This window comes from Streptomyces sp. NPDC031064 (assembly GCF_055570965.1).
Window position 1 is genome coordinate 596652 of record NZ_JBVIGF010000005.1, and the last position, 11938, is coordinate 608589.

General features: G+C 71.9%; 11 protein-coding genes and 1 rRNA gene. 10 read left to right on the plus strand and 2 right to left on the minus strand.

The genetic code is table 11. From position 1 onward, the window contains the following. Positions 1-212 precede the first annotated feature (212 nt). The 6 genes from ACZ46W_RS21630 to ACZ46W_RS21655 all read left to right on the plus strand — a co-directional run bounded on the left by ACZ46W_RS21630 (position 213) and on the right by ACZ46W_RS21655 (position 7493). Positions 213-521, plus strand: a complete 309-nt coding sequence (locus ACZ46W_RS21630; RefSeq protein WP_017945892.1) for a hypothetical protein — start codon at positions 213-215, stop codon at positions 519-521. Between the two features lie 98 nt (positions 522-619). Beyond that, positions 620-1465 carry a hypothetical protein gene (locus ACZ46W_RS21635; protein ID WP_468339802.1) on the plus strand — a complete coding sequence of 282 codons (846 nt, stop codon included), beginning with the start codon at positions 620-622 and terminating at the stop codon, positions 1463-1465. After that, positions 1455-2834, plus strand: coding sequence for a hypothetical protein (locus tag ACZ46W_RS21640; protein WP_468339804.1), 1380 nt, complete (start codon positions 1455-1457; stop codon positions 2832-2834). Before ACZ46W_RS21635 ends, ACZ46W_RS21640 begins: the two co-directional genes overlap by 11 nt. After that, positions 2831-4384, plus strand: coding sequence for an SCO6880 family protein (locus tag ACZ46W_RS21645; protein WP_468339806.1), 1554 nt, complete (start codon positions 2831-2833; stop codon positions 4382-4384). Before ACZ46W_RS21640 ends, ACZ46W_RS21645 begins: the two co-directional genes overlap by 4 nt. Positions 4385-4399: 15 nt before the next feature. Beyond that, positions 4400-5809: an ATP-binding protein gene (locus ACZ46W_RS21650; RefSeq protein WP_468339808.1), complete on the plus strand. Its 1410-nt coding sequence runs from the start codon at positions 4400-4402 to the stop codon at positions 5807-5809. A 1-nt stretch (position 5810) separates the two neighbouring features. Then, positions 5811-7493, plus strand: a complete 1683-nt coding sequence (locus ACZ46W_RS21655; protein ID WP_468339810.1) for a type IV secretory system conjugative DNA transfer family protein — start codon at positions 5811-5813, stop codon at positions 7491-7493. Here the strand turns inward: ACZ46W_RS21655 and ACZ46W_RS21660 are convergent. Further along, positions 7483-8049, minus strand: a complete 567-nt coding sequence (locus ACZ46W_RS21660) for a GNAT family N-acetyltransferase (protein ID WP_468339812.1) — start codon at positions 8047-8049, stop codon at positions 7483-7485. The genes ACZ46W_RS21655 and ACZ46W_RS21660 overlap by 11 nt on opposite strands. 147 nt (positions 8050-8196) lie before the next feature. Between ACZ46W_RS21660 and ACZ46W_RS21665 the strand changes: the two genes are divergently transcribed. Genes ACZ46W_RS21665 through ACZ46W_RS21680 form a run of 4 tightly spaced genes read left to right on the plus strand, consistent with a single transcriptional unit; the run spans position 8197 to position 11801 of the window. After that, positions 8197-9108 (plus strand): ATP-binding cassette domain-containing protein, encoded by a 912-nt coding sequence (locus ACZ46W_RS21665; protein WP_468339814.1) that lies wholly within the window; start codon positions 8197-8199, stop codon positions 9106-9108. Further along, positions 9105-9881 (plus strand): ABC transporter permease, encoded by a 777-nt coding sequence (locus ACZ46W_RS21670; RefSeq protein WP_468339816.1) that lies wholly within the window; start codon positions 9105-9107, stop codon positions 9879-9881. Before ACZ46W_RS21665 ends, ACZ46W_RS21670 begins: the two co-directional genes overlap by 4 nt. A gap of 25 nt (positions 9882-9906) precedes the next feature. After that, complete coding sequence (locus ACZ46W_RS21675; RefSeq protein WP_468339818.1) at positions 9907-11133, plus strand: sensor histidine kinase; 1227 nt, start codon at positions 9907-9909, stop codon at positions 11131-11133. Continuing rightward, the gene (locus ACZ46W_RS21680) at positions 11130-11801 is read left to right on the plus strand and encodes a response regulator (protein WP_468339820.1); all 672 of its coding nucleotides are present in this window, start codon (positions 11130-11132) and stop codon (positions 11799-11801) included. Before ACZ46W_RS21675 ends, ACZ46W_RS21680 begins: the two co-directional genes overlap by 4 nt. Before the next feature lie 50 nt (positions 11802-11851). Here ACZ46W_RS21680 and rrf read toward each other — a convergent pair. Continuing rightward, positions 11852-11938, minus strand: a 5S ribosomal RNA gene (rrf, locus tag ACZ46W_RS21685); the annotation flags it as partial.

Here is an 11938-nt window from a genome sequence, read left to right on the forward strand (position 1 = left end):
TCCGTGATACACAGAGTGACGATGCGCGCACTCGCATACACCCGATTCGCCGCCTGCGCAGGTCAGGGCGCCCGGACCGGTCAAAGGTGCGGGGATCGGGTAAAGAGACCAGCCAAGTCGGCGCACATGGGCGGTTTCATCAGCGAAGATAGTGCGGTGACCCGTGCCATGGGGCAGGGGTGTCGAACTACCCAACAGGGGCGGTGAGTTACATGTACCTGGCGGCCGAAAAAGGCGACATCACCACCATCATTGGCGGAATCGCCCCCAACTGGGGGCCCTTCGGGAGCCTGGGGAACGAGGCCCGCGTGATGATCGAGGTGGTGATGGCCGTGGCCATCCTGCTGTGCCTCGGCATCGCGATCTGGGGAGCGGCCAAACAGCGCATCGGCGCCACCGCCCTCCGGGACACGTTCAGTGCCGAACAGGGCAAGGGGCTGATCGTGGCCGGGCTGACCGGTGTCTTCATCATCGGTTCACTGGGCACGCTGTTCACCATCGTGTACGGGATGGCCGTCTAACCCTCCGTCAGCGCTCCACCCCCGGCTCCCCTTGAGGCGCGTCACCTGATGTCCAGTCACCATACAGATCAGCAACCGGTTGAGGGGGCGTACCCGTCATGAGCCTCGGCGACGAGCACGACGGCGCCAGCAGCACGGGAGGCGGCGGTACGGGCCAGACCCGTACCCGCCTGCCCGACAGCGGCGCCGGCGACGTCTACGGCGGCGTCTACGGCGGCGCCCGCCGCCCGGCCCGCAACTCGCGCTCGCTGATCACGGTGGTGGGCGTGGTGGTGCTGCTGATCGCCGCCATCGCCTTCGCGAACCGAAGCGGCGACGACTCCTCCTCGGACGCGCCCTCGGGCCGCGAAGCCGCCGCCCCGACAGCCGCGACGGGCGTCAAGCCGGTGACGGGCAAGAACGGCACGATCCCGTCGGGGTACGCGCGGGACGAGCAGGGGGCGCAGAGCGCGGCGGCGAATTACGCGGTGGCGCTGGGGTCTGACGGGATGTTCAGGCAGGACACACGGCACGCCATCGTGCGTGCCGTGCACGATCCCGCCGTTGTCGACGGCCTACTGAGCAGGCTGGACACGGCGTACTCGGGCGCGTTCCTCAAGAACGTGGGCCTCAACGAAGACGGCTCCGCGCCCCAGGGGCTCACCTTCGTCTCCCGCACAGTTCCCGTCGGCACCAAGGTGATCGCGGCAAGCGGGGACGCGGCGACCGTCGAGGTCTGGTGCACCGGCCTCGTGGGGCTCGCGGGCGAGGGCTCCACGAAGCCCGTGACGGAGACGTGGTTCACGATCACCGAGAAGCTCAAGTGGACCGGCAACGACTGGAAGATCGAGTCATCGAGCCAGAAGGAGGGGCCGACGCCGGTGAACGGCGACAATCGGGCCTCCACCGCAGACGAGATCGCCGGTGCCGTCGCCGGTTACGGAGGCTTCACCTATGCACGGTAGCCGTCGCACCCGCTCCGCCGTCGCGGCACTCGCGGCCGTACAGACGGCGCTCCTGCTCTTCGCGGCACGCGCCGCCGCGGCGCCCACGCCCACGCCCGCCGCGCCCTCGCCGTCCCCCAGTGGCAGCAACAACCCGTGCGACCTGGTGGTCGGTCTCGCGAGGGACTACTGCGAAGACGGCGAGAAGGCCGCCAACGGCGGCGGGGGTGGACGCTCCACCCCCGCCGACCCCACCACCGCCCTCGACCCGCTCGCTTCCCTCGCCCGCGGCTGCGCCGACGCCGCCGCGTGGATCGTGACCAAGCTCAGCGAGGCCGTGAAGAGCACCGCCGAGGTGGACTTCACCAACCCCACGTTCCTCAAGCAGTACGCCGTCGTCTTCGCCGCCTCCACCATCCTGACCCTCGTCCTGTGGCTGCTGGCCGTCGCCAAGCGGGCCATCCGGGGCGTGCCGCTGGCGACGGCGATCTCCGAGGCCATCGGGTTCCTGTGGCTCACCGTGCTCGCGTCCGCGTTCACTCCGCTCGTCCTCTACACCGTCGTCTCCGCGACCGACGGCGTCACCGAGGTGATCGCCAGCGGCGGCGGCGGGCAGACGGACGCGTTCTTCGGGACGTTCGCCGAGGCGCTCAAGAAGGGCGAGGGCATCGGCGGCGGGCCGATCATGCTGATCGTCGTGTCGCTCGTGTCGATCCTCGCCGCCGGCATCCTGTGGCTGGAGCTCGTCATCCGGGCCGCCCTGCTCTACGTCGGCGCGCTGCTCGGCACCGTCGTGTACGCCGGGCTGGTCGACAAGAACATGTGGGGCCACGTCCGCCGCTGGGCCGGGATCATGATCGCGGTGATCCTGGTGAAGCCGGTCATCGTCATCGTCCTCGGCCTCGCCGGGGCGCTGTCCTCCGAGGAGGGGCCGGACGCCTTCTCGGCCGTCGTGTCCGGCCTCGCGATCATCCTGCTGGCCATCTTCGCCTCCGCGATGATCTACCGCTTCGTCCCCGGCTTCGGCGACGAGATCGCCTCCGCCCGTACGAACCGCAAGCAGGCCACCGACGGCGCCCAGGCCGCAGCCGTCATCTCGTCCCCGGCCGCGCTCGTCTCGCAGGGCATCAAGACCCACAGCAGCCGCGGCCACCAGAGGGGCGGCGGCAGCGCCCAGCCCGCGAACGCCGTCTCCGGCGGCGTCGCGGCCCACAGCTCCCGCAACCAGCCGTCCGGCGGCGGCACCGGTGGCGGGGCCGGCGGCGGATCCGTCCCCTCCGCCGCACCCCCGCCCCGCAGCCCGGGTACGAGCGGCACGCCGCACACCCACCGTAAGAGCAACACAGGCACAGGCAGCAGCACAGGAAACACAGGAGGTGGAGGGCGTTGACGACCCAGTCCCACCCGATCACGCCCCGCCGCACGTATCTCATCGGCCGGGCCCGGCCGAACGCGATCGTCGGCAAGAACCGCGAGACCGGCGAGATCGCGCTGATCATCGCCGGCGCGTTCCTCGGCATGATGAGCGGGCTGCTGGTCCCCGTCCTGTCCCTGCGGATCGTGACGCTCATGGGCTTCCCCATGCTCGCGCTGGCCGCCGTGTACGTCCCGTACAAGGGCCGCACCTTCTACAAGTGGTTCGAGATCAACCGCACCTACAAGCGCACGCTGCGCCAGGGCACCACGTACCGCTCCAGCGCCATGGAGGCGGGCACCAGGCTCGACGGCCGTGAGGTCGAGGTGGGCCCGCCGCCCGGGATCGGCCGCATCAGTTGGCTCTCCGCGCCCTTCGGGCCCGACGAGATCGCCGTACTCCTCCACGCCGACCGCCGTACCGTCACCGCCGCCATCGAAATCGAGGGGCCCGGCGTCGGCCTGCGCGACAGCGAGGACCAGGAAGCCCTGGTGGACCGTTTCGGCACCCTCCTCAAGCACGTGGCCAACGGCGACGGCTTCGTGACCCGCCTCCAGATGCTCGCCCGCACCCTCCCCGCCGACCCCGACGCCCACGCCAAGGACGTCGCCCAGCGCGGCGACCCGAACGCCCCCGCCTGGCTCCGCGACTCCTACGAGCAGCTCCAGTCCATGGTGTCGACCTCCAGCGAGCAGCACCGCGCGTACCTCGTCGCCTGCATGCACTACACCCGCGAACTGGCCGCCGAGGCCCACGCCATGGCCCGCGCCGCCCGCCAGGCCACCGGCGGCCGCAAGCTCGACAAGGACGCCGGCCTCGCGGTCGTCATGGCCCGCGAGCTCACCGACATCTGCGCCCGGCTGGCCGAGGCGGACATCCGGGTCCGGCAGCCCCTCGGGCAGTCCCGGCTCGCGTCCCTCGTGCACTCCATGTACGACCCGGACCACCCCATCGACCACATCCAGGCGATGACGAAACGAAACGCTTGGCCCGCCGAGCTGGACGCCGTCGAGCCGACGTACCTCCAGGCGAAGACGAGGGAGTCGTCGACCCGCGCGCCCTGGTGCCACGCCACCGCCTGGGTGAAGGAGTGGCCGATGACCCCCGTCGGCGTCAACTTCCTCGCGCCCCTCCTCGTCCACACCCCCGACGTCATCCGCACGGTCGCCGTCTGCATGGACCTGGAGCCCACCGAGGTCGCCATCGAGCGCATGCTGACCGAGAAGACCAACGACGAGGCGGAGGCCAGCCGGGCCGCCAAGCTGAACCGCACCGTCGACCCGCGGGACATCGCCGCCCACGGCAGGCTCGACCAGCGGGGTGAAGATCTCGCCAGCGGCGCGGCAGGAGTGAACCTCGTCGGGTACATCACTGTGTCGTCTCGTACGCCCGAAGCCCTGGCCAGGGACAAGCGGACGATCAGGGCCTCGGCCGGCAAGTCGTATCTGAAGCTGGAGTGGTGCGACCGCGAGCACCACCGGGCCTTTGTGAACACGTTGCCGTTCGCGACCGGCATCCGCCGATAGGGGCGCCTGATTCTGATGCGAGACCCGCTGTCAGTCCTCACCGAGGCCTTCACCTCCTTCCTCTTCGGGAAGGTCGAGACGACCCGGCTTCCCGTCCGTACGTCGACCGGCCAGGCCCAGGCCGTCTACCTGCCGACCGCCGCGCCCGGTCTCGGCGACTCCGGCGTGATCATCGGGCGCGAGGTGTACAGCGGCAAGGGGTACGTCTACGACCCCTTCCAGTTGTACGGGCAGCAGCTCCCGGCCCCCCACTGGCTGGTCCTCGGCGAGTCCGGCAACGGCAAGTCGGCGCTGGAGAAGACGTACGTCCTGCGCCAACTGCGCTTCCGTGACCGCCAGGTCGTCGTCCTCGACGCGCAGGGCGAGGACGGGGTGGGCGAGTGGAACCTGATCGCACAGCAGTTGGGGATAACTCCCATCCGCCTCGACCCCATGGCCGCCCTCGACGACGGCATCCGGCTCAACCCGCTCGACCCGGCGATCACCACCACCGGTCAGCTCGCGCTGCTCCGGACGATCATCGAGGTCGCCATGGGGCACGGCCTGGACGAGCGGTCGGGCTTCGCGCTCAAGGTCGCGCACGCGTACGTCAACGAGACCATCACCGACCGGCAGCCCGTCCTCACCGACATCGTCGAGCAGCTCCGCCACCCGGAGGCGGAGTCGGCGGCCGCGATGAACGTCGACATAGACGACGTACGGGCCTGGGGCCTGGATGTCGCCCTGGTCCTGGACCGGCTGGTCGACGGTGACCTGCGGGGCATGTTCGACGGCCCGACGACCGTCGGCATCGACCTGGACGCCCCGCTGATCGTCTTCGACCTCTCCCACATCGACCGCAACTCGATCGCGATGCCGATCCTGATGGCGATCGTCGGCGTGTGGCTGGAGCACACCTGGATCCGGCCGGACCGCAAGAAGCGCATCTTCCTGGTGGAGGAGGCGTGGCACATCATCAACAGCCCGTTCGTCGCGCAGCTCTTCCAGCGGCTGCTGAAGTTCGGGCGACGGCTCGGCCTGTCGTTCGTGGCGGTGGTGCACCACCTCTCCGACGTCGTGGACGGGGCGGCCGCGCGGGAAGCGGCGGCGATCCTGAAGATGGCCTCCACCCGGACGATCTACGCCCAGAAGGCCGACGAGGCACGGGCGACGGGCCGGGTGCTCGGCCTGCCGCGCTGGGCGGTGGAGATCATCCCCACGCTCACGCCCGGTATCGCGGTCTGGGACGTCAACGGCAATGTGCAGGTGGTCAAACACCTCGTCACCGAGGCGGAACGGCCGCTGGTCTACACCGACCGGGCGATGACGGAGTCGTCGGCACCGGACGTACCGGAGGACATCCAGGCCGCGGAATGGGAGGCGGAGCAGCGCGCGGCCCTCATCGAGCAGCAGATGAACGAGTCCTCTCAGTCGACGGTGGCGTGACATGGACCGCAGGACCGAGGCACGTGGTGCGGAGCGCGGCATCCCCGACGGACTGCTGGTGGGACTGCTGGGGTTCCTGCTGGGCGTGACGCTGCTGGTGTGGACGGCGACCGGGCTGGCGGGGCTGTTCGCGCACGGGGCGTGGCCGGACGGGGTGACGTTCTCTCAGGCGCCGCTGGCGATACGGAGCCTGGTCTCGGAGCCGCACGACCTGGCCGGGGCGTGGCCGGCCACACCGGCTGGGCAGTTGTCGGGGTACGGGCTGTTCTGGGGCCTGTTCATCGGCGAGCTGCTGGTGCTGGTGGTGCTGGCCGTCTTCGTGCTCGGCACGCTGGCCCGCTGGCGTGCGGTGCGCGCGGCGGGGAAGGCACGGGCGGCCCAGGCGACGGGTACGGGCGGGGGCGCGGGCGCGGGTACGGGCGCGGTACGGCGGGGCCTGCTCAGGGGGCCGGTGCAGGCGCCGGTCCAGGCGCCGGTGCCGTCCCAGGGCCAGGCTCAGGGTCAGGCCCACGCCCACGCCCACGCCCAGGCCGGTACGCCGGTCCCCGCCCAGGCGCCCGCGCCGGCCGCCACGGCGCCCCAACCGGCCCCGCACTCACAGCCGGACGCACACCCGCACCCGGCCCCACAGCAACAGCCCGCGCCCGGCCCGGATGCCACGCCCGGAACCGCCCCCACTCCCGGGCCGCAGCCCGTCCCCGCAGCCCCGCCCGGTCCGGACGCCGCTCCCGCGCCGCAGCCCCTCCCGGAACCCGCCCCCGTCCCCCGGCTCCTGTACGGCAACGCCGCCGCCCGCCACCCCGTGGCCCGCCAGGCCATCGAGGAGGCCGACGGCCCCGCCCTCGTCGTCACGTCCGACCCGGCGGTGTGGGCCGACACCAAGGACGCCCGCGCCAAGCTCGGCCCCGTCCTCGTCTACGACCCCGGCCACCTGTGCGACACGCCCGCCCGGCTGCACTGGTCCCCCACGCACGGCTGCGAGGACACCGCCACGGCCGCCGCCCGGGCCGCCGCGCTCCTCGCGCCCGTACGCCCCCGGGCCCGGATGGACGCCGCCGTCGCCGACACCGCCGAAACGCTGCTCCGCTGCTGGCTGCACGCCGCGGCCGTGGACGGGCGCCCCTTCAAGCAGGTCCAGCGCTGGGCGCAGAACAACGGCGCCCACGAGCCGGTACGCATACTCCGTACGCACCCCAAGGCCACCAACAGCCACGCGGGCCTGCTCGAATCGGCGCTCACGGCGTACCCGGAACGGCGCGAGGTCGCCCAGGAGTTGACCGTACGGGCGCTGTCGTCGCTGTCCTCGGTCCACATCCGCGAGGCCTGCACACCGAATCGAACGGATTCGCTGGCGCTGGAATCATTCATCGCCGAAGGGGGCACCCTTTATGTGGTGGGTGAACCGATCGAAGACCCGAGGACCCACCCGGGCGCGATGCCCCTGCTGACCGCGCTCGCCTCAGACGTGGTCGAGCACGGCCGCCGCATGGCCGCACGGTCATCCGACGGTCGGCTCGACCCACCACTCACGCTCGTCCTCGACGACGTCGCGGCCGTGGCGCCGCTGCCCCGGCTCCCGGAGCTGCTGGCGGACGGCCACGAACGGGGCCTGCCGGCCCACGTCCTGCTCCGCTCGGCCGAGCAGGGCCGCGCCCGCTGGCCGGACCGGCCGCTCACACCGTGACGGGCCGCCGTACCTCGAACTCCACCTCGCGCGCCCCGCTGGCGTCACCCTCCACGGGCAGGCTCTCCCCGGTCGGCACGAAACCGGCCTTCCGGTAGAAGGCCTCGGCCCGCCCGTTCCGCTCGTGCACATAGAGCCGTACGCGCTGGACGGGGTCGCCGGGCAGCGACCAGGACCACTCCACGGCCGCCCGGAACAGCGCGTCGGCCAGCCCGGCGCCCCGCGCCCCGGGCCGTACGTACACGCCGACCACGTGCGTCTGGTCGACCACCGGCGCCTCACCGAACCGGATCTCCCCGCCCGGGCGCTCCACGAGCACGGTCACCGTGCCGTCCCACGACCCGTCCGGTGCCTCGGCGACGAACTGGTGGGCGCTCTCGCTGTCCTCCGCCGCCCCGGCGGTCCGCTCCTGCCAGTGCTCGTCGGGCCGGGCGACGGCCGCCTCGTACGTGTCGAGGAAGGCGAGGGGCGCGGCCGGGTCCTGGAGGGCGGCGAGCCGGATCTCACGGGCCTTGCGCCACTCGTCGGCGCGCACGGGGCGTATCACGTGTTCCATGACCAGATCGTCCAGTGCCACCCTCACGCCGGTCAACGCAATTCCGTGAGGCCACGCCTCCGCGTCGTACCCCGGTACTACGCCCCTCCCCCACCTCCCGTCCCCGGTCGGACGCCCGCCCGCGCCCCGCTCCGTAGCGTCGACGGCATGATCCGCGCCCACGAACTCACCAAGCGGTACGGCGGCCGAACCGTCGTCCAGGACCTGACCTTCACCGTCCGCCCCGGCACCGTCACCGGATTCCTCGGCCCCAACGGCGCCGGAAAGTCCACCACCATGCGCATGCTGCTCGGCCTGGACGCCCCCACCCGGGGCCGCGCCACCATCGGCGGCCGCGCGTACGCCGCCCACCCCGCGCCCCTCACCCAGGTCGGCGCGCTGCTGGAGGCCCGCTCCATCCACCCCGGCCGCACCGCCTTCAACCACCTGATGGCGCTGGCCCACACCCACGGCATCCCGCGCGGCCGCGTCACCGGCGTCCTCGCCATGACCGGCCTGACCGACGTGGCCCACAAGCGCGTCAAGGGCTTCAGCCTCGGCATGGGCCAACGCCTGGGCATCGCGTCCGCCCTCCTCGGCGACCCGGCCACCGTCATCCTCGACGAGCCGGTCAACGGCCTCGACCCGGACGGCGTGCTCTGGATCCGCACCCTCCTCAAGTCGCTGGCCGCCGAAGGCCGTACGGTCCTCGTCTCCTCCCACCTGATGAGCGAGATGGCCGTCACCGCCGACCACCTGATCGTCATCGGCCGGGGCCGCCTCCTCGCCGATACGACGGTCGCCGACCTCGTACGGGACAAGGGGGCGGCGAGCGTCAAGGTGGTCACGCCACGGGCGGACGAGCTGCGCGCCCTCCTCGCCGCGTCACCCGGGGTGGAGCTGACCTCCGACGCCCCCGACACGCTCCACATCCGTGGCGTGGAGGCCCCGCACATCGGCGGCGTGGCCGCCGCCCACGCCATCCCCCTCCATGAACTGACGCCGCAGACCGCCTCCCTGGAGCAGGCCTTCATGGACCTCACCCATGACGCGGTCGAATTCACGGGAGCCGCGGCATGACGACCCACACCTACGCGGTGACCCCGGTCCGCGTCCTGCGCTCCGAGTGGCACAAACTGTGGACGCTGCGCTCGACATGGATCACCGCTCTCTCCGCGAGCGTCCTGGTCCTCGGCGTCGGCCTCATCATGGGCGCGACGTACACGGCCGACGGCGGCGACTCCGACATCGACACGGTCGTCCTCACCCTCTACGGCACGATGCTGTCCCAGATCTGCCTCGCGGTCCTCGGCATCCTCGTCACCGCGGGCGAGTACGCGACCGGCATGATCCGCGCCTCGCTCACCGCGGTACCGCGCCGCTCGCCCGTCCTGTGGGCCAAGGCGGCGGTCTTCGCGGCCACGGTGTTCACGCTCAGCCTCACCACCGCCCTGGCCACCTTCCTCGCCGCCCAGCTCTTCCTCTCCGACACCGACCAGGCGGCCTCCCTCACCGACCCGGGCGTCCTCCGCGCGATCGCCGGCAACTCCGCCGGGCTCACCCTCATCAGCCTGATCGCCCTCGGCCTCGGCGCATCGCTGCGCTCCATCCCCGGCGGCATCGGCGCCTTCGTCGGCGGCGTGATGATCGTCCCGGAGATCCTGGCGATGCTCCCGTACGAAGCCGTCGACACCGCCATCGCCTACTTCCCCACCCAGGCGTTCGGCGCCCTCGGCTCCGCCACCCCGCTCCCCGGGGCGGCCGCCCCCGGCGAAGCGCTCCTCGCCCTGTGCCTCTGGGCGGGCGCGTCCCTGGTCACGGCCGTGCTGCTGCTGAAACGCCGGGACGTATGAGCACTTCCCGTACGAGGATGACCGCATGACCACGCCGCAGCAGCCGCTCACCGCGCTCGTCCAGGGCGCGGTGCAGCGCGTCCGGGACGTCGACCGGCGCCACCCGGCGGTCTGGGACCTGCTGCTGACCGGGTTCTTCACGGTGGCCGCGCTGGTCGACGCGGGCGGCGGATGGCGCAACATCGCCCGGAACACCGACGTACCGCAGTGGCTCATCCTCACCATGAGCCTCGGCTTCACCGTTCCCCTGCTGTGGCGCCGCAGCCACCCCGTCCGCGTCCTCGCGGTCATGGCCCCGGTCATCCTGGCCAGTGGCTGGACGGGCGCGATGCTCCAGGCCGGCCTCATCGTCCACATCGTCGTCTTCAACATCGCGCTGCGGCTGCCGCCGAAGATGCTGTGGTGGGCCGCCGCCCTGGTGACGGGGCCCAACCTGCTGGCGGCGATCCGCTACCCGCAAGGCAGTTGGGACCAGCAGATCGTGCCGTCCCTGTGGACCTTCACGCTCGTCACGCTGCTGGGCATCGTCGTCCGTACGCGCCAGGAGTACACCGCCTCCCTGGTGGAGCGCGCCCACCGCCTGGAGATCGAACGCGACCAGCAGGCGAGGCTGGCCGCGGCCGCCGAACGCACCCGTATCGCCCGGGAGATGCACGACATCATCGGCCACAACCTGTCCGTCATCACCGGCCTCGCGGACGGCGGCGCCTACGCGGCGGCCAAGTCCCCCGAGCGGGCCGCCCAGGCCCTCGGCGCCATCGCCACGACGAGCCGTCAGGCCCTCACGGAACTGCGCCGCCTCCTGGACGTCCTCCGCGACGAGCCTCCGGGCACCGCCCCCGACCGCTCCCCGCAGCCCACCCTCACCGACCTGGACCACCTCGTGAACGGCGTCCGGGCCGCCGGCCTCCCCGTCCGCCTCGCCATCCACGGCACCCCGGACGCCCTCCCGGCCGGGCAACAGCTCACCGTGTACCGCGTGATCCAGGAAGCCCTCACCAACACCCTCAAGCACGCCGGCCCGACCGCCACCGCCACCGTGGACCTCGTGTACGAGGACGGTGTCACCGTCACGGTGACCGACACCGGCCACGGCGGCCACGGCGGCCCCGCGACCGGCCGAGGCCGCGGCCTCACCGGCATGCGCGAACGCACCGCCCTCTACAACGGCACCCTCCACGCCGGCCCCCTGCCCCAGCCGCCCGGCGGCTGGCGCGTCCACCTGCACATACCGAAGGACAGCCCCCAGTGACCACCGTGCTCATCGTCGACGACCAACCCCTGCAACGCCTCGGCTTCCGCATGTTGCTGGAGAGCCAGGACGACATGACGATCGTCGGCGAAGCCGGCAACGGCACTGACGCGGTACGCCTGGCCGCCCAACTCCACCCGGACGTCGCCCTCATGGACATCCGCATGCCGGGCATGGACGGCATCGACGCCACCCGCCGCATCGTCGCCACGGGCGACCGCACCCGGGTCCTGATCCTCACGACCTTCGACCTCGACGAGTACGCGTACGAGGGCCTCCGCGCCGGAGCAAGCGGCTTCCTCGTCAAGGACGCCCTGCCCGGCGAGCTCCTCTCGGGCATCCGCGCGGTCGCGAGCGGCGACGCGGTCGTGGCCCCCGCCCTCACGCGCCGCCTCCTCGACGCCTACGTCCACCATCTCCCGCCCACCCCCGGCGCTCCGGCCCCGGTCACCCCCGACCCTCGCCTGGCCCGGCTCACCGACCGGGAACGGGAGATCCTCACGGTCATCGGCCAGGGCTGGACGAACACGGAAATCGCCGAGCGCCTCCATCTCGCCGAGTCGACGGTGAAGACGCACGTGAGCCGCATCCTCGCCAAGACGGGCGCGCGCGACCGCGTCCAGGCGGTCATCCTGGCGTACGACGCCCGCCTGGTGAGCCCTTCCTAGAACGCAGAAAAGCCCCGCACCATAAGGTGCGGGGCTCTCCCACAATAATTGTTCGGCGGCGTCCTACTCTCCCACAGGGTCCCCCCTGCAGTACCATCGGCGCTGAAAGGCTTAGCTTCCGGGTTCGGAATGTAACC

Excerpts from the sequence above, each read along its gene's own strand:
- ACZ46W_RS21630 (WP_017945892.1), top strand. The coding sequence starts at position 213 with ATGTACCTGGCGGCCGAAAAAGGCGACATCACCACCATCATTGGCGGA.
- ACZ46W_RS21635 (WP_468339802.1), top strand. The coding sequence starts at position 620 with ATGAGCCTCGGCGACGAGCACGACGGCGCCAGCAGCACGGGAGGCGGC.
- ACZ46W_RS21640 (WP_468339804.1), top strand. The coding sequence starts at position 1,455 with ATGCACGGTAGCCGTCGCACCCGCTCCGCCGTCGCGGCACTCGCGGCC.
- ACZ46W_RS21650 (WP_468339808.1), top strand. The coding sequence starts at position 4,400 with ATGCGAGACCCGCTGTCAGTCCTCACCGAGGCCTTCACCTCCTTCCTC.
- ACZ46W_RS21655 (WP_468339810.1), top strand. The coding sequence starts at position 5,811 with ATGGACCGCAGGACCGAGGCACGTGGTGCGGAGCGCGGCATCCCCGAC.
- ACZ46W_RS21660 (WP_468339812.1), bottom strand. The coding sequence starts at position 8,049 with ATGGAACACGTGATACGCCCCGTGCGCGCCGACGAGTGGCGCAAGGCC.
- ACZ46W_RS21665 (WP_468339814.1), top strand. The coding sequence starts at position 8,197 with ATGATCCGCGCCCACGAACTCACCAAGCGGTACGGCGGCCGAACCGTC.
- ACZ46W_RS21670 (WP_468339816.1), top strand. The coding sequence starts at position 9,105 with ATGACGACCCACACCTACGCGGTGACCCCGGTCCGCGTCCTGCGCTCC.
- ACZ46W_RS21675 (WP_468339818.1), top strand. The coding sequence starts at position 9,907 with ATGACCACGCCGCAGCAGCCGCTCACCGCGCTCGTCCAGGGCGCGGTG.